Source organism: Deinococcus carri, assembly GCF_039545055.1.
Lineage (GTDB): Bacteria > Deinococcota > Deinococci > Deinococcales > Deinococcaceae > Deinococcus > Deinococcus carri.
The window spans coordinates 432,232-448,434 of the sequence record NZ_BAABRP010000001.1; the positions used below are offsets into that span (position 1 = coordinate 432,232).

15 protein-coding genes are annotated in these 16,203 nt (G+C 69.1%); 13 read left to right on the forward strand and 2 right to left on the reverse strand.

The genetic code is table 11. The features are described from left to right. Positions 1-116: 116 nt before the first annotated feature. Complete coding sequence (locus tag ABEA67_RS02225) at positions 117-992, forward strand: MBL fold metallo-hydrolase (protein ID WP_345460222.1); 876 nt, start codon at positions 117-119, stop codon at positions 990-992. 29 nt (positions 993-1,021) lie between these two features. Here ABEA67_RS02225 and ABEA67_RS02230 read toward each other — a convergent pair whose 3' ends face one another. Next, entirely contained in the window at positions 1,022-3,262 is a 2,241-nt protein-coding gene (locus ABEA67_RS02230; RefSeq protein WP_345460225.1) for a COG1470 family protein, read from the reverse strand. Between the two features lie 272 nt (positions 3,263-3,534). On the opposite strand from ABEA67_RS02230, the gene ABEA67_RS02235 reads away from it, so the two are divergent. The 12 genes from ABEA67_RS02235 to ABEA67_RS02290 all read left to right on the forward strand — a co-directional run bounded on the left by ABEA67_RS02235 (position 3,535) and on the right by ABEA67_RS02290 (position 15,628). Continuing rightward, on the forward strand, positions 3,535-4,824 hold the full coding sequence (locus ABEA67_RS02235) for a 3-isopropylmalate dehydratase large subunit (RefSeq protein WP_345460228.1): 1,290 nt from the start codon (positions 3,535-3,537) through the stop codon (positions 4,822-4,824). 88 nt (positions 4,825-4,912) lie between these two features. Further along, positions 4,913-6,184: a hypothetical protein gene (locus ABEA67_RS02240; protein WP_345460231.1), complete on the forward strand. Its 1,272-nt coding sequence runs from the start codon at positions 4,913-4,915 to the stop codon at positions 6,182-6,184. A 58-nt stretch (positions 6,185-6,242) separates the two neighbouring features. Continuing rightward, complete coding sequence (locus ABEA67_RS02245; RefSeq protein ID WP_345460234.1) at positions 6,243-6,578, forward strand: hypothetical protein; 336 nt, start codon at positions 6,243-6,245, stop codon at positions 6,576-6,578. A gap of 23 nt (positions 6,579-6,601) precedes the next feature. Next, positions 6,602-7,156, forward strand: a complete 555-nt coding sequence (locus ABEA67_RS02250) for a 3-isopropylmalate dehydratase small subunit (RefSeq protein ID WP_345460237.1) — start codon at positions 6,602-6,604, stop codon at positions 7,154-7,156. After that, positions 7,149-8,204: a 3-isopropylmalate dehydrogenase gene (gene leuB / locus ABEA67_RS02255; protein ID WP_345460240.1), complete on the forward strand. Its 1,056-nt coding sequence runs from the start codon at positions 7,149-7,151 to the stop codon at positions 8,202-8,204. The genes ABEA67_RS02250 and leuB overlap by 8 nt, the downstream gene beginning before the upstream one ends. A 328-nt stretch (positions 8,205-8,532) precedes the next feature. After that, a complete protein-coding gene (locus tag ABEA67_RS02260) occupies positions 8,533-9,147 on the forward strand; it encodes a class I SAM-dependent methyltransferase (protein ID WP_345460243.1) in 615 nt (204 codons plus the stop codon). 41 nt (positions 9,148-9,188) lie between these two features. Then, positions 9,189-11,102 (forward strand): N-acetylmuramoyl-L-alanine amidase, encoded by a 1,914-nt coding sequence (locus ABEA67_RS02265; RefSeq protein ID WP_345460246.1) that lies wholly within the window; start codon positions 9,189-9,191, stop codon positions 11,100-11,102. A gap of 436 nt (positions 11,103-11,538) precedes the next feature. Further along, the gene (locus ABEA67_RS02270) at positions 11,539-12,096 is read left to right on the forward strand and encodes a hypothetical protein (RefSeq protein ID WP_345460249.1); all 558 of its coding nucleotides are present in this window, start codon (positions 11,539-11,541) and stop codon (positions 12,094-12,096) included. A 205-nt stretch (positions 12,097-12,301) separates the two neighbouring features. Continuing rightward, positions 12,302-12,796 carry a hypothetical protein gene (locus ABEA67_RS02275; protein ID WP_345460252.1) on the forward strand — a complete coding sequence of 165 codons (495 nt, stop codon included), beginning with the start codon at positions 12,302-12,304 and terminating at the stop codon, positions 12,794-12,796. Further along, positions 12,793-13,548 (forward strand): hypothetical protein, encoded by a 756-nt coding sequence (locus ABEA67_RS02280; protein ID WP_345460255.1) that lies wholly within the window; start codon positions 12,793-12,795, stop codon positions 13,546-13,548. The genes ABEA67_RS02275 and ABEA67_RS02280 overlap by 4 nt, the downstream gene beginning before the upstream one ends. A gap of 8 nt (positions 13,549-13,556) precedes the next feature. Further along, entirely contained in the window at positions 13,557-14,615 is a 1,059-nt protein-coding gene (locus ABEA67_RS02285) for a hypothetical protein (protein ID WP_345460258.1), read from the forward strand. Beyond that, entirely contained in the window at positions 14,615-15,628 is a 1,014-nt protein-coding gene (locus tag ABEA67_RS02290; RefSeq protein ID WP_345460261.1) for a hypothetical protein, read from the forward strand. Before ABEA67_RS02285 ends, ABEA67_RS02290 begins: the two co-directional genes overlap by 1 nt. A 27-nt stretch (positions 15,629-15,655) precedes the next feature. Here ABEA67_RS02290 and ABEA67_RS02295 read toward each other — a convergent pair whose 3' ends face one another. Then, entirely contained in the window at positions 15,656-16,102 is a 447-nt protein-coding gene (locus tag ABEA67_RS02295) for a PPC domain-containing DNA-binding protein (protein WP_345460264.1), read from the reverse strand. Between the last annotated feature and the right edge of the window lie 101 nt (positions 16,103-16,203).

A 16,203-nucleotide genomic window follows, 5' to 3' on the forward strand; every position in this document is an offset into this window, starting at 1 on the left:
TTCTGACCCCAGTGTTCCTGCCGGGCGGGTCAGCGGGATGGGCAGGCTGTGAAGTTCGCTTCATGCCCCTCTCGGAGCTTTCTCCGCTGGGCCGCGCCTCCGTTATCCTGCCGGGCATGGCCTGGACCCAGCATCTCCGTGTCGGTGACGCCGACGTGTTTTCCCTTACCGACGGACAGTTTCGCCTCGACGGCGGCGCGATGTACGGCAGCGTCCCCAAAGTGCTGTGGGAGCGCGGCGCGCCCGCCGACGAGCTGAACCGTATCCGGCTGCGTATCAATCCCCTGCTGATCCGCCTGGGCGGCAGGAACGTGCTGGTCGAGACCGGCTTCTGGGACCAGGGCGGCGAGAAGTTCGAGGGCATGTATGCCCTGGACCGCGACGAGACGGTGTTCCGGGGCCTCTCTGACCTGGGCCTCGCGCCGGACGACATCGACCTGGTGGTGAACACGCACTTGCACTTCGACCACGCCGGGCGCAACGTGACGCTGACCGGCGAGCCGACCTTCCCGAACGCCCGCTACGTGGTGCAGCGCCAGGAACTCCACGACGCCCAGCACACCCACGAGCGCAGCCGCGCCAGCTATATCCCCGGCTACATCGACCCGATTCTGGACGCGGGCCTCTTCGACGTGATGGACGGCGAACACGAGCTGCTGCCCGGCCTGAGCGTGCTGCCGCTGCCCGGCCACAACCTCGGCCAGCAGGGCGTGGTCCTGCGCTCGGGGGGCCAGACGCTGGTGTACGTGGCCGACCTGCTGCCCACCCTGGCCCACGCGCCCTACCCGTACATCATGGGTTACGACCTCTACCCCGTGACCACGCTGGACACCCGCAAGACGTACTTTCCGCAGTGGTTCGAGGAAGGGGCCATTCTCGCCACGCCCCACGACCCCGACGTGGCCTTTGCGCGGCTGGAGGAGGGCAAGAGGGGGGGGTTCGTGCTGCGGCCTGTGGGGCGGGCAGAACAGGCAAACACCCCGACCTCCTGAAGACAGTCGGGGTGCGGCCAGGCACCGGTTCAGCGCAGGGTGCTGAGGAAGGACCGCGCCGCGCCGCCCACCGACTCCTGGGTCAGGAAGGTGAGGCCACCCCCCGGCAGCAGGGCACTGGCCTGCACCATATCGGTGAGGATGACGCGGCTGCTGGCGTCCGCCGTACCAAAACGGATGATGCCGCCACTGCCTTTCAGCCACAGGAGGTCCGGCTGTTGCCGGTCCAGCCCGAGAATGCTGACGGTGCTGCCGTCCACAGCCGGAAAGGTCGTCGAGGTGCCGTCCGGATTGACTCGTGTGAGCCGCCCGTAGGTCTCGTACCACACCTGACTGCTGTCACTGACCGCAGCGCTGTTGATGAGGCCTCCCCCAGTCACGCTCAGGGGGGTGATGGCCTGGGTTTCCGTATCGATCAGCAGGGGTTTGCTGTTGTAGCCGCCCTTGTAGAACAGGTACCGGCCATTGCCGCTGGCGACGAAATCCAGGCTGGAAGCGCTGCTGCTGTAGGCGTTCTGGGTATCTATCAGACTGCTTTTCCCGGTGGCCGGGTCCCAGCGGTACAGCCCGGAGCGGATGACGCCCACCTCCTCGCTGGTCACCCCGGTGTACCAGAGGCGGCCCTGGGCATCGACCTTGCCGTACAGCATATTCATCCCGCCGCCCGACCCGGACAGGGGCAACCGGGTCACGCTGCCATCGTCCTTGAGTCGGTAGATGGTCGTTGCCGGCCCTGAGTAGCCCGCGCTCAGGGCGTAGGCGTCGCCGCCCGGCACCCGCAGCAGTTCGCCGAACACGTCCGCCAGCGTGACTTCGGCCGCGACCTGGCTGCCGACATAGCGGCGGAAGGTGACCTGCGGCGTGAAGGGGCTGGTCGTGGGTGTCTTGTAGGCCGCCATGACCCACACGCCCTGGGCCGCGGGGGTCAGCGAGGAGGGCGTGCCCTGCACGTCCAGCAGGGCGCGGGCGGGCTTGATTTGGAGTGTGAGGGATGTCGGGATCACCTTGCTGCCGCCAATCTGGGCGTGCACCTCGCCCAGGGCCGCTCCCGGTGCCACCTGCACAGGCAATTCGAGGTTGGTGGTGGCATTCGCGGTGAGGTCCACCTTCAGGGGAGCCGCGCTCAGGCCCTCGGGCAGGCCGTCCAGGGTGAGGGTCACGCTCCCGGTCAGGCCGTCCTGCGGGGTGAGGCTCAGCGGCACCTTCAGTGTGGCCCCCTGATAGCCGCTCAGGGTCGCCGTGCCGTAGGGGCCGTTCACGCCCACCTGCACCGAGGGCACGCGAATGTCAGCGGACAGGGTGGCCTGACCGATCGTCTGGCTGCCCTGCCGCGCGAGCAGGTTCAGTGACCTGTTGCTCGTGGTGGCGTTGCCGTCCAGGCTGAAGGTCAGGTTGGTCGTCACGGCCTGCGTGCCGAGGTGCCCCAGGGCACGCAGCAGCGGCCCCCTGCCCCGCTTGCCGAGGTCCTGGGCACCCAGGCTGGGCAGCGTCAGGGTGCCGGGGGTGACCACGACGCCGGGCACGTCGGTCGACAGGTCGATCTGCCCGGACACCCCGCCATCCTGATAGACCGTCACCTCTCGCGTGACCGGCTGCCCGGCGCGCAGCACCAGGGGGGAAGTGTCCTTGAAGCCGAACACGACCTCCTGGGCCAGCGGCGTGAAGCTCAGCGTCACCGGGGTGCCGGGGGCCGCGCTGCTGAAGCCGCCTGGCCGCATGGCGACCGCATTCCACCCGGCCTTGAGGCTGAGGTCCAGGCCCAGCGTCGTGTCCGAGCAGATGGCGGTGCCCTTGAAGGTCGCGTCCTGCCGCGCGTAGAGCCGGGTCAGGGGAACCTGATCCGAGACGCGCGTTTCCGTGAGGCTGCCCAGCAGGTCGCCGCTCGCCTTGAGGGCCAGGATGTCCGCGAACTGAATCTGTGCGTCCGGGGCGCTCCGCTCGCCGCTGAAGGTGCAACCCTCCAGCAGGCCGAACGTCTCGTCGGGAAGGCCCAGGGGAATATCCACCGCGCCTCCCGCCGTGATCTTGCCCTCTGGCAGTTCCAGCAGCTGTTCCGAAGAATAGACGTAGAGCGCCGCCTCGGCGTTGCCGAACGCCCAGTGGGGCAGTTGCCCGCTGAGCCGTGAGGGGTTCAATCTGCCGCCTGCGCCGGGAACGGGTGGGTCGCCGCCATTGCCGCCATTGGAGGGGCAAGCCGTTAGCAACGCGGTGAGGCCGAGCAGGGCTGTGGGAAGGCGAAAGCGCCGGAGGTGGGGGGTCTTCATCTTCACTCAGGATTCTAATGGGAAGTTCTGACGTTGCCATGACGCGCACGCCCCTCCAGCCCGTCTACACGTCTTGCCCACCGCCAGGCCTCTCCCCGCTACACTTCCTCTTGATGTTCACCCTTCCCATGACCGGAAAGAACGCCCGCGCGGCGCTTCTTCTTCTTCTTCGTTGGGGGCGGTGAGCGCGAACCCAGCGTTCATCCCTACGCCCCCGGAGCCGCGAGACTTCGGGGGTTTTTGTTTGGGGGGCGGGCCGCAAAAAGGAGAGGTTCAGGATGGGAATGACGATTGCGGAAAAGATTCTGGCAGCCCACTCGGGACAGGCAGCGGTGGTGTCCGGTCAACTGATCGAGTGCGCGACCGACTGGGTGCTGTGCCACGAGATCACCACGCCCGCCGCCCTGCGGATGCTCGAAGAACGCGGCATGGACCGGGTGTTCGACCCGGAAAAGATCGTGGCGGTGCCCGACCACTCCGTCCCCGCCATGAACATCAAGGCCGCGAAGATGTATCAGAAGCTCAAGTCCTGGGTGCAGGAAAAGGGCATCCGGCACTTCTACGACGTGGGCCGCGGCGGCATCGCCCACGTGGTGCTGGAGAACACCGGGCTGATCAGGCCGGGGCAGACGCTCGTGAGCGGCGACTCGCACACCTGCAACGCGGGTGCGCTGGGGTGCTTTGCCACCGGCGTCGGCAGCACCGACCTCGCCGGGGCCATCTACGCGGGCAAGGTGTGGTTCAAGGTGCCCGAAACCATGCTGATCCGCGTGACGGGCCAGATGCAGCCCGGCGTGACCCCCAAGGATCTCGTACTGGAAGTCATCAAGCGCATCGGTGCGGACGGCGCGAACTACCTGGTGATGGAGTGGGTGGGGGACACCATCGACCGCATGGACATGGAGGGCCGCTTCACCCTCACCAACATGGCGATTGAGGCGGGGGGCAAGACCGGCATCGTGGCGGTGGACGACACGACGCGGGCGTATATGGCCGAGCGCGGCGTCACGCCGGACCAGTACACCGAGTACACCTCCGACCCCGACGCGCAGTACAAGGTGGTCATCGACCTCGACGCCTCGGCGGTCGAACCCACCGTCGCCTACCCCCACATCCCCAGCAACGGGCGGGTGGCGGGCAGCGACCGCATTGCCGTCACGCACGCCTACGTGGGAAGCTGCACCAACGGGCGCATCGGGGACCTGCGCGACGTGGCCCGCATCCTGAGGGGCCGCCGGGTGGCGGACGGCGTGCAGATGATCGTGGTGCCCGCCACCCAGGCCATCTGGAAGCAGGCGGCGCAGGAGGGCCTGCTGGAAGTCTTCGTCGAGGCGGGCGCGAGCGTCAGCTATCCCAGTTGCGGCGCGTGCCTGGGGATGCACTCGGGCGTGCTGGGGCCGGACGACGTGTGCATCAGCTCCAGCAACCGCAACTTCGTGGGCCGCATGGGCGATCCCACCGCCCAGATTTACCTCGCCAGCCCCGCCACCGTCGCCGCGAGTGCCGTCGCCGGGTACATCAGCGATCCGCGCGCCTACAACGCGGACGGAACGGAAGCGGCGGACTAGGGCGCGGTACGCGGGAGGCGGGACGCGGTAAAAGCTGTTCCCGCGCACTGCGTACCGCTTCCCGCTCCCCCGTTCTAAGCTGACAGCTATGGGTGAAGCCAAACGACGCAAGCAACTGGGCCTGATGCCCACCGTTCACCCCTTCGAGGCCGAGCTGGACGCGCAGGGGAACGTCATCCTCGGCAGCGGGCCGGGCGACGCGGCGCTGCGCGAGCAGATTGTGGCCGCGCTGCGGGAGACGCAACCTGCCGGGGATGCCTGGGCACGCGGCTACCGCCGGGCCTACATCATGGCGGGGCTGCCCGACCGCCTCCTTCAGACCCGCGAGGACCTGGAGGCCATCCCGGTGCCCCCGCTGCGGCGGCTGACCGGCGAACTGGTGTTCAACCTCGACCCCAGGACGTCGCGCGGGATACAGGACTACCTGCCGCTGGAAGGTGGCGCTTGGTTGCACCTGCGCCGCCTGGAGACGTCCGGGGACGGGCAACACTGGGAGAGCCTGCCGGAAGACGAGAATCCGCTCGCGGGACTGCAATATCTGATGCAGCACCCCCTCGCCCACGAACAGGGCGCGCTGGTCGCCAGCTACGACGCGACCCAGTGGCGCGAGGGCCGCATCGACTTCGAGCCGGACCCGCCCGCCGGGCATCTGGAGCAGCTCGAAGCCCTGGTGCGTGACTGGCACGGCGAGACGCCCGAAGGCTGGGCCGAGACGCACTACGAGTCCCTCGACCTGCCCGAGGAGGAGGAGGACGAAGCGCTGATTCCCACCGCCCGCCGCGTGCGCCTGGAACTGCGCGAGCGCGCGCCGCTCTCCGGCCTTTTCAACGTGGCCTCCCTGGGCGAACACGACGTCCACCTTCCCCTGGAAAGCCGCTTCTATACCCTGGACGGCGAAACCTGGCATTCCTACGAGGACCCGGACGCCGAGCTGGAGGAGGATGGCGGCGAGCTGGGCGGCTTCCTCCAGAACCTGCTTGACGTGGACACCGTGGAGGTGACGGTCTGGGCCGACGGCCGCGTGGACTGGGCGCAGGGGGATATTCCCGACGACCAGGCCGAGCGCGTCCGGGCCGACCTGCTGCGGGCGACCGGAGCCGGGGACCCGGACGCCTGGGCTACCTTCACCGAACAGGTCCTGCGTGACATGTTCACGCCCGACACCCCCGCCCTGGAGGACGTGGACGCCCTGCCCGTGCCCCAGGCCATCCGCATCGACATCCCGGTGGACGCCCTGACCGACCCCGACCCCCTCGCCCAGGCCTTTATCGAATCGGAAGTGACCTTCGACGGTCAGACCTGGCGCGACCTCTACGACGACCTGCCCGAAGAACTCGCGCTGCGGCTGCCGCAGAACTGAGAGGGGATGAACCCGCCGTGTCCAGCAGCTCTCCCGCCCAAACATCCGGGGTCAGACCATGACGCTGGTCGTGACCGTGTTCGGCAGCTACGCCCTGTGGCTGCTGGCCGGTGGCCTGACGGTGGCGCGTGCGGCCCCCGAGCGGGTGCGGATGGTCGGCGTGGCCCTGTGCGTGCTGCTGGCGCTGGGCGGGCTGACCACCTGGACCCGGAACGAGGTGGAAGGTCTGGGGAGCCACCTCTCCTTTCCGCTCTCGCTGTTCGGCTGGATGGCCCTGGTGGTGGTCTGCGCTGTCGCCGGGCTGAGCTGTCTGCGTCCCTCGCCCGGCACGGCCTGGGCGCTGCTTGGTCCGCCCGCCCTGCTGCCGCTGCTGTGGTTCACCCCTTCCCTGTGATGCCCCCTGCCAAGGAGACACCTATGCCCACCGTTCACGTTTTCGCCCGTGACCACATCAACACTGACGAGATCATTCCCGCCCGCCACCTGACCACCGACGTGGAGGCCGAGCTGGCGAAGTACGCGATGGAGGACTATGACCAGAACTTCGTGCGGCGCGTGAAGCCCGGCGACATCATCGTGGCGGGGGCGGACTTCGGCTGCGGCTCCAGCCGCGAGCACGCGGTCTGGGCGCTGCGGGGCGCGGGGGTGGCGGCCGTCATCGCGCCCAACTTCGCCCGCATCTTCTACCGCAACGCCATCAACAACGGCTTCCTGGCGCTGGAATGCGAGAACGTGGTGGAGACGTTCATGGACGGCGACCCGGCGGAGCTGGACCTGACGGGCGGTACCATCACCAACGCGCGCACCGGGCAAACGCTGACCTTTGTGCCCGTGCCCCAGTTCGCGCTGGACGTGCAGAAGGCCGGGGGCTGGCTGGAGTACATGCGGGAGCAGGAGCAGCCCACCGGGCCGGTGCCTGGAATCGAGGAGGCCATCATGGAAGAAGTGCGTCAGGAGGAACAGCATGCCTAAAATCGTGACTCTGCCCGGTGACGGGATTGGCCCCGAGGTCACCGCCGCCGCCGTGGAAGTGCTGCGCGAGGTCGCCCCAGACGTGCACATCGAGGAACACGCCATCGGGGGCGGCGCGTATGACCTGTACGGCGACCCCTTTCCTCAGGCCACCCGCGACGCCATCAGGGACGCCGACGCCGTGCTGCTGGGCACCGTGGGCGGCCCGCAGAACAGCCCCTGGAACAGCCTCCCGCGCCAGTTGCGTCCGGAAAGCGGCCTGCTGGCGCTGCGCAAGGCGCTGGGCTGCTACGCCAACCTGCGCCCCGTGCGGGTGCAGCCGGGTCTGGAGCACCTCTCGCCCCTCAAGCCCGAGCTGGCGCGCGGCGTGGACATCCTGATCGTGCGCGAGCTGCTGGGCGGCATCTACTTCGACGGCGACCGCCGGATCGAGGGCGAGACGGCCTACAACACCATGCGCTACACGACCCCCGAGGTCGAGCGGGTGGCGAAGGTCGCCTTCTGGGCCGCCGAGCAGCGCCGGGGCCGCGTGACCAGCGTGGACAAGGCGAACGTGCTGGAGGTCTCCGAGCTGTGGCGGCGTGACGTGCAGGCCCTGCGTGACCGCGAGTACCGCAACGTCCACCTGAACCACGAGTACGTGGATAGCGTCGCCATGCTGATCGTCGCCAATCCGGGCCGCTACGACGTGATCGTCACGGAAAACCTCTTCGGGGACATCCTCTCGGACCTCGCCGCCGTGATTCCCGGTTCCCTGGGCCTGATGCCGAGCGCCAGCCTGGGCGACGGCCCCGGCCTCTTCGAACCTATCCACGGCAGCGCCCCCGACATCGCCGGGCAGGGCATCGCCAACCCCGCCGCCACCATCATGAGCGCGGCGATGCTGCTGCGGCATGGCCTGGACCGCCCCCAGGTCGCCAACCAGGTGGACCGCGCGGTGGCCCTGGCCCTGCGCGAACACCCCACCCGTGACCTGGGCGGGAAGGCCGACACCCGGACCTTTACCCACGCCGTGCTGAACGCGATGGGCAGCCCCAGCGTGGGGTAATACCAACTTGCTCTGATTCCAGAACATCCGGACAAAACACCGGATGTTCTTCCATCGCCGCAAGCCGGTCTTTTCTTCTTCTCGCTCCGCTCGGGTTCGTCTACGACTCACCTGAAGTTGGTATAAGAGGGGTCAGGGATGAGGTTTGAGGGCAGAGGGTGATGAAGCCTCTGCCCTCGCCTCTTTCACGGCCCTTTTTCCAGGTTCCGCATGGGGGCTTCCAGCTCCCAGGCGCGGCGGATGACCCGGGCAAGCAGGGAAACGCCCGCGAGCAGCCTCAGCCGTTCTCCGGCCTCTCGACGTTCCTGCATCACAAGGAGGAAGACCTTTGACTGAATACCGCGACTCCGAGTACGCCCATGCCTACCTCGCCATACAGGACGCCGTGCCCCAGCGCGAGGTGGGAGAGAGGGTGCTGGCCGAGCTTTTGCCTGGGCAGACGCGGCGGGTGCTGGACCTGGGGTGCGGGGACGGGCGCTTGCTGGACGTGGTCCGCTCACGCTTTTCGCAGGTGGAGGGTGTGGCGCTCGACGCCTCGGAGCCGATGCTGGAGGCGGCCCGCACCCGTTTCGCCGGGCGACCGGGAGTCAGGGTGGCCTGGCACGACCTGAACGACCCGCTGCCGGACCTGGGCACGTTCGACGCGGTGGTGAGCGGGTTCGCCATCCATCACCTGCCCCACGAGCGCAAGCGGGCACTTTATGCCGAGATTTGTGCCTGCCTTGCGCCGGGCGGCGTGTTCCTGAACCTCGAACACGTTGCCAGCGTGAACGAACGGGAACACGCCCGCTTCCTGGCCCTGCTGGGCGGCGACGAGGACCCCAGCAACCGCCTCGCGCCCGCCTGGGCACAGGTCGCGTGGTTGCGGGAGGCCGGCTTCGCGGAGGCAGATGTGGCCTGGAAATGGCTGGAGCTGGCCCTGCTGGTGGGCTGGGTCGGCTGAACCTCATCCTCCCGGCCGGCCCGCCGTGCTAGACCCCTCCCATGCCCCTGCGCCGCGCTGCCCTGACCCTCGCCCTGCTGGCCGCTCCCGCCCTGGCGGTGGCCCGCGCCGCCCCGGAAGTCTTTGTGGCCTACCCGCCGGACGGTCACCGGGTCGCGTATGACCACGTGATTCTGGAGGGCAGCGTGCCTGCCGGGGCGAGTCTCAAGGTGGGGGGACAGGCGGTGCCGGTCGGTCCGGACGGCCTCTTCATGCTGTGGTGGCCGCTGCGCCCCGGCACCAACGACCTGCGCCTGACGAGTACGCAGGGCGGGCAGACGGGCACCCGGATCGTGCGAGTGATTCGCACGGCGGCGGCCCCGCTGCCCGCCACCCCCACCCGGCTCGACCGCCAGAGCGTGACCCCGCGCGTGCCGCTGGAATTCTGGGACGCGGCGGGGGACGCCCCGGACGAGCGCACGGTCACGGTGTCGTTCCGGGGGTCGCCGGGGGGCCGGGCCGCCTTCCGGGTGGCGGGCGGCGCGCCCCTGCCCCTGCGCGAGGTGAGCGCGGGGCAGTACGAGGCCGCCTATGTCCTGCCGCCCTCGGCCCGCTTCGAGCAGGCCCCCATCACCGTGACCCTGACTGGACGCGACGGTAAGGTTGTGAGCGCCCCCGCCCCCGGACGCCTCAGCAGCACGGGGAGCGGTCCCCGCAGCGGCACCCAGCGGCCCGGCACCGTGCGCGGCCTAGGCCTGAACGACGCGGGCAACGTGGCGACCACCCAGGATGGCGAGCCGTTCCTGTATCCCCGCGACGGCATGACCTTTGCCGTGGTCGGGCGGCAGGGCGAGGACGTGCGCGCCCGCCTCGCGCCGGGGGTGAGCGTGCTGATCACGGCGTCGCAACTGGACGTGACGCCTGCCCCTCCGCTGCCCGGCCAGGGGGGAACCGTGACGCTGGAGGGCACGACGCCCGCCGCGCCCCTTCCCACCGCCCCTGCCCCTCTTCCAGCCATTCCTCCCGTGCCCGTGGCTGCGGTGCCTGCTGCGCCGGAGGCCGCGCCGCCCGTGCCCCTTCCGCCGCCTGTGCCCGCCCCTGGTGGCGACCTGCGGGTGCGGGTGCCGCTGGGGGGAGCACGGGTGCCCTTCACCGTCACGCAGGAACAGGGAGGCCGCCGCCTCGCGCTGACGCTGTACGGCCTGGGGACGCTGCCCACGCTGCCCGCCCCCCTGACCGACCCGCTGCTGGCGCGGGCGGAGGTGCAGCTCCTGGGCCTGGGCGTGACGCGGCTGACGCTGGACCTCACCGCGCCGCAGGCCTGGGGCTTTACCGCGGGCTACGACGGCGGCGACCTGCTGCTGACGGTGCGCCGCCCACCGGCCCTCGACCCGGCGCGGCCCCTGACCGGGCGGGTGATCGTGCTGGACGCGGGGCACGGCGGCACCCAGTTCGGCGGGGCGGGCAGCCTGCGCGTGCCCGAAAAGGACCTGACCCTGCCCATCGCCCGCCGCGCCGCCGAGCTGCTGCGCGCGCAGGGGGCCGAGGTGGTGCTGACCCGCGACTCGGACGTGACACTGGGCCTCTACGAGCGCGACCTGACCGCCGAGGCCGCCCGCGCCGACCTGCTGGTGTCCATCCACGCCAATGCCCTGCCCGATGGGCGCGACCCGCGCAGCATTCGCGGGCCGGAGGTGTACTTCACCCATCCGCAGGCGCAGGCCCCCGCCGCCGCGATTCTGGCCGGGCTGCGCCGCCTGCTTCCCGACCTCGGCCCCGGCGCGGGTCTGAAGCCCGGCGCGAACCTGGCCCTGACGCGGCCCACCACCCAGCCCAGCCTGCTGATCGAGACGGCCTACCTGACCGACCCCCAGAACCTCCGCGCCCTGATGGACCCGGCGGGCCGGGAACGTTTTGCCCAGGCCATCGCGGCGGGCATCGCGGACTTCTACGGGGCGCAGGTGGCCGCCCGCTAGGGCAGCGCTCCGTTGCGTTGCCGCAGGTCTCATACCAACTTGCTCTGATTCCAGAACATCCGGACAAAACACCGGATATTCTGTGGGGCCACAGGCTCAGGGGCAGCCCTTCGCCTTTCTTGCCGCATGAAACGTAGGCTCACCCGCTCATGGTCCATCGCCGCAAGCCGGTCTTTTCTTCTTCTCGCTCTGCTGCGTCGTCGTGAACGGACGCCCCTGGGGACGCCACTCCTCAGCTTTGCAAGTCCGCTCGCCCCTCGTCTACGACTCACCTGAAGTTGGTATCAGGCGTCCACTCCACTGCGCGCCGCCCTTTTTGCGTGACTCGCTTCGCTCGGGAAGGTTGCCAAAAGGCGGCAACCTTTCGGCGCCCCGTCCTAAAGGCCGCTGTGCCGACCTTCAGCCCGCCGTCATGCCCGCCCGGTACGCTCGGCGTATGACGCCCCGCCCTCTGGCTGCCCTCGCGGTCCTGCTGGCCCTGCCCTCCGCCCCGCTGGCGCAGGAGATTCCGCCGATGTCCCCGCTAGGCAGTGGCACGGGGACGCCGGTGCTGGTGCAGCCTGCTCCGCTTCCGCCTGTTGCTGCCGAACCGACGCCCGCGCCCGCCCGGCCGGAAGGGGTCACGGCCACGCTGACGGCCCCGCGCCGCGTGACCGGGCGGGTTCCCCTCACCCTCACCCTGAAAAGCAGCCGCGCGGTGCCAGTCACGTTCGGTGTGACCCACGACAATGACCAGAACTGCGCCTTCGCGCCGACCGTGCGAGTTCTGCGCGTCGGCACACGGGAGGTGGTGTACCCGGTCCCCGGTGCATCCCCCCGCATCTGCACCCAGGAACTGATGAGCAGGACCGTGCCCGCCCGGGGCAGCACCACCTTTACCCGCGAGCTGGACCTGCCCGCCGGGGAGTACATGGTGGAAGGCTGGTTCGCGGGGTTCGGCAACAAGTTGCAGGTGAAGGTGCCTGCCCAGCCCGTGCGCGTCACGGTCCAGTGATACAGGATTGCTCTGATTCCCGGACATCTGGGAAAGCGCCAGATGTTCCTGCCCGCCCTGAAAGTGTGTCCAGAGGCGGCTCTGGACACTGGGCGGTTCCATCGCCGCAACCCCGTCCTTTTTGCTCCTCGCTCTGCTGCGGAGCTGTACCAGTCCGCTCGGTTGATTCCAAGGAATCAACGCAATTTGGTATGAGGAGGCCAGGATGAAACGACTGCTCGTGGTGTTGCTGCCCGCCCTGCTCGGAAGCTGCGCGGTGCTGGGCGGGATGTGGGAGCCGTTGCCCGCGCCTGCCGTACTGTCTTCCCCGGCCCCGGCCTCCCCCCTCACCGCGCGGGCCGGGGCCAGCCTGAGCGGGCGGGAGGTGACGGTGGTCCTCACGCTGCAAAACGGGAGCGGCCAGGCCCTGGCCCTCCGCTACGCCGCGCAGGTCAACTGGGGCAGTTGTGGCCTCCCGCCCTACGTGGCCCTGACGCGCGCGGGCGGCGCACCCGTTCCCGCCCCGACCTCCGGCGAACGCCTCACCTGCCCCGAACTCCAGTTCACCCGCACCCTCGCGCCCGGTGAGACGTTGACCCTGAAACGCACCCTGCCGCCCCTCGCGCCCGGCACGTACACGCTGACCGCGTGGTTCGACGGCACGGCGGGAGGCGGGCCGCTGCGGGTGCAGGCCGCCCCGGTCGTGCTGGAGGTCAGGTGAGCGTGCCCAGCACCCTCCGCCGCCTGCTGCCCCTCGCGCTGGCCCTCACGGCGGCGGCCTCTGCCCAGGCTGTCGTGAAGCTCAGCCCCCCTGCAACCTCCCTCTATGCCGGGCAACCCGCCGACCTGACGCTGATCTTCCGCAACACCGGAAAAACGCCGGTCATGTTGGGCAATGTCCTGAAGGACGGTTCCATGCCCTGCCTGCTGTTCAGGGTGTTTGACCGGGCGGGAGGTCCACCGCTCATCACCGACTGGGCCACCGCGAATTGTGCCGTCCGTGAACGGGTCACGCTTGCCAGTGGGCAGAAAGCCGTTTACCGGGTTCAGCTTTCCCTGGCCCTGCCACCCGGCGAGTACACCGCCATCATGACTGTGCCGACGGAGCCGAAAGCGCAGCACGTGCAAACGACGCTGCGGGTGGGGCCGGGGCCGCTGGTGGCCGAACTCCGCATTCCGCTGAACGTGAAGGCGGGGGCGCTGCCGCTGGACATTGTTTTGCACAACGTCTGGCGCACACCTGAGAGGCCGCCCCTGCTGTCTTGCGGCGTGGGCCTGCTGATTCGCAATGCGAACGGACGCAGCGTGTACGACAGCCGCCCCGAACACCTGGGCTGCAAGCCCGAAGCACACCTCGGCACGGTGCAACCCGGCAGCGCCCTGGTGATGAGGTGGCACGAGGAAATCAAGCTCCCGCCCGGACGTTACACCGCCGTGATGTGGGGCGAGTACAACGCCAGCGTCCGCTTTTAGGTGAACAGATGAAACGGCTTCCCCCCCTCCTCACCCTCGCCCTCTCCGCCACCGCGCACGCCGACCCCAACGCGCCGCTGATTTTTCAGATGCAGCCCCAGCAGTACCACACCTACCAGAACGACCCTCCGCCACCCCTGACCCTTACGCTGACGCTGAAGAATCCCACCGGGCAGGCCGTGGCCCTGAAGTGCCTGGCACCCGGCGGGCCCGTGCTGAAGCGGTTCACGGCCTATCAGAACTACCAGCCGGTGAATGGGCTGGAGCATCTCGGCCAGATGCAGCCTACGGGGAGTGCCCCTACCTGCCGCGAAGTGGGCGAGGTCATCACCGTACCCGCCCGCACCACCTTCACCTATACGCGGGCGCTGGGGCCGCAGAAGGTCGGGGCGCAGGTGGAGTACGCCGCGGGCTGGAACGTGAGCCTCCGCCCCGGCTTCGGTTGGCTCCAGCGGGCCTATGCCTCCGCGTTGGTGGTACCGGAAAACCGGCCCATTCCGACGCCGAATCCTCGGGCTTATCAAGACGCTCTGGATGCCAGCCATGCCCAATGGCAGACCCGCACCAGCCGCGACGTTCCAGCGGACCAACGCCTTTCCTTCCGACTGGCCGACGAGGTTTCACGTCAGGCTTTTCTGGCCGAACTCAAGAAGCGCGGCCTGGACCCCAGCAAGATTGATATTGAAGTCGCGCCGCCCGTGCGCTTTCCCGCCAGGCCCACGCTGGCCCACACCGCTGCCGTGACCGTCACACCCATGAACAAGGGCTACACCTTCACGATGAAGGTGACGAACAGGACTGGCGGGCCACTCAAGACGTTTCAGTCTGTCTGCGAACCCCTCGCCATCGAGCGCGTCTCCAGCGGCCTGCGCGTCTGGCAGGTGGGAAATGGGCCATGTCCGGCGATGGCTCCTGCGGCTATCCTCCTCCAGCCCGGCCAGTCCACCACCCGCGAGGCCAAATGGGACGGCACCAACAGCCTCGGCCAGCGCGTCCCGCCCGGTCAGTACCGCGTGAGGATGGGCCTGGGCCAGTTCGTGGGCGAGACGGTCTTCACGGTGAAGTGATGCAGCGGCTTCTCCTGACCCTCGCCCTGGGCCTCGGCGTGGGTGCCTCCGCGCAGGTGGGTTTCCGGCTGGATTCGCCCGGCTACCGGGTGTTCGCGGGGGAAAAGCCGGTGCTGACTCTCACGGTGACAAATGGGGGGCGGGAAGCGGTGCCGCTGCCGTTCTCGCCGGTCACGCGTGAGTTCGCCTGCCCTGCTTTCAAGGTGTTCCGCAAACCCAGCGGGCAACAGGTTGACCCCCTCTTGCCCAGTCTGGGATGCCACGGGGAGGACTCAGTGCGCCTCCTCCGGGTGCAGCCGGGGCAAAGCCGGACGCTGCCCGTGTCACTGCCGACTCGCCTGGGGGTCGGAGAGTACCGGGTGCAGCTCCGCGTTCCCCCGCCCGGTGGGCAGATGGCGCAGTACGTCGCGGCTGACCTGCGGGTGCTGCGCCGCTCCGACCCCGCCGAGCGCACGCCCTGGCCGCTGCTGTATCGCCTGGCCCTCAAGTTCAGCCACGCCCAGATTTACGGCACGGAAGACGGGGATGGCCGCCTGACCTTTAACTTCGTGGACGACCTCTCGCGGGCCGCCTTCATGAACACGCTGCGGCACTGGCATCTGGATGCCCGCCGGGTGGACCTCCGCGTGGCCCCGGCCGTCCGTTTCCCCGCCAACAACAATCCCTACTGGCACGCCTCGCGGCGCTTGGCTGTGACATCGGGCAAATCGGGCTACACCTTCACCCTGACGGTCACCAACCGAGCCGCGCAGACGCTGAACGCCTGGCAGCATCCCTGCGACCCGGTGGCCGTGGAGCGCTTCTCCGACAGCGTGTATGTCTTCCAGCAAGGCAACGGTCCTTGCCCAACGGTCGGCCATACGCCCGTGCCCCTCCAACCGGGCCAGTCCGCCACTCGCCGTTTCCAGTGGGACGGCCGCGACAGTCTGGGTCAGCCCGTCCCCTCCGGCCAGTACCGCGTGAGGATGGCTTTCGGTCAGGTGACGGGCGAGGCGGTCTTCACGGTGAAGTGATGCCCCTCACCCACTAACCCCTAACGCCTAATCCCCCAGGTCAATCAGCGTCAGCCCGAACTCTTTATTGAACCTGCGCCGCAGGTGGGCGGGCTGTTCGGTCAGCGTGACTTCCAGCGTGGGCCGGACGTGCCCTGCCAGCAGGTGGCCACCCATCGCCGTGCCGTCGCGCTTGCCGACCACCAGATGGGCGTGGACCTGGGGTGTACCGTCCTCCCCCAGCGCCACGTTGCCCAGCAGGCTCAGCACCTCCACCTGCTCGTTCACCTCGGTGGGGACGTATTCCTGCGTCTCCAGGTCGTAGAAGCCGAACTTCACGCGGCTCAGCGCCCCGATGGCCGTGAAGGCGGCCGCCTCCAGCCCCTGCTCGCGGGCAAAGGCATGGAGGCCCTGCGCCACCTCGTCCCCGGCAGCAAAGACGAGCACAAAGGTGCGCTCCCCCGTGGGGCTGGTCTGCAAGAGTTGGCTGTGCATGGCCCAGCGTAACAGGCAGAGGGCGGAAGGCAGAAGGCCGCAGGAGCCGTGAACGCCGATGGGGAGAGCCTGCTGGCAGCGGGTCGCCGGAAGCTGGCCGC

Bases quoted from the DNA above. Each gene is read 5' to 3' on its own strand.
- ABEA67_RS02225 (WP_345460222.1), top strand. From the start codon at position 117: ATGGCCTGGACCCAGCATCTCCGTGTCGGTGACGCCGACGTGTTTTCC.
- ABEA67_RS02235 (WP_345460228.1), top strand. From the start codon at position 3,535: ATGGGAATGACGATTGCGGAAAAGATTCTGGCAGCCCACTCGGGACAG.
- ABEA67_RS02240 (WP_345460231.1), top strand. From the start codon at position 4,913: ATGGGTGAAGCCAAACGACGCAAGCAACTGGGCCTGATGCCCACCGTT.
- ABEA67_RS02245 (WP_345460234.1), top strand. From the start codon at position 6,243: ATGACGCTGGTCGTGACCGTGTTCGGCAGCTACGCCCTGTGGCTGCTG.
- ABEA67_RS02250 (WP_345460237.1), top strand. From the start codon at position 6,602: ATGCCCACCGTTCACGTTTTCGCCCGTGACCACATCAACACTGACGAG.
- leuB (WP_345460240.1), top strand. From the start codon at position 7,149: ATGCCTAAAATCGTGACTCTGCCCGGTGACGGGATTGGCCCCGAGGTC.
- ABEA67_RS02265 (WP_345460246.1), top strand. From the start codon at position 9,189: ATGCCCCTGCGCCGCGCTGCCCTGACCCTCGCCCTGCTGGCCGCTCCC.
- ABEA67_RS02270 (WP_345460249.1), top strand. From the start codon at position 11,539: ATGACGCCCCGCCCTCTGGCTGCCCTCGCGGTCCTGCTGGCCCTGCCC.
- ABEA67_RS02275 (WP_345460252.1), top strand. From the start codon at position 12,302: ATGAAACGACTGCTCGTGGTGTTGCTGCCCGCCCTGCTCGGAAGCTGC.
- ABEA67_RS02285 (WP_345460258.1), top strand. From the start codon at position 13,557: ATGAAACGGCTTCCCCCCCTCCTCACCCTCGCCCTCTCCGCCACCGCG.
- ABEA67_RS02290 (WP_345460261.1), top strand. From the start codon at position 14,615: ATGCAGCGGCTTCTCCTGACCCTCGCCCTGGGCCTCGGCGTGGGTGCC.
- ABEA67_RS02295 (WP_345460264.1), bottom strand. From the start codon at position 16,102: ATGCACAGCCAACTCTTGCAGACCAGCCCCACGGGGGAGCGCACCTTT.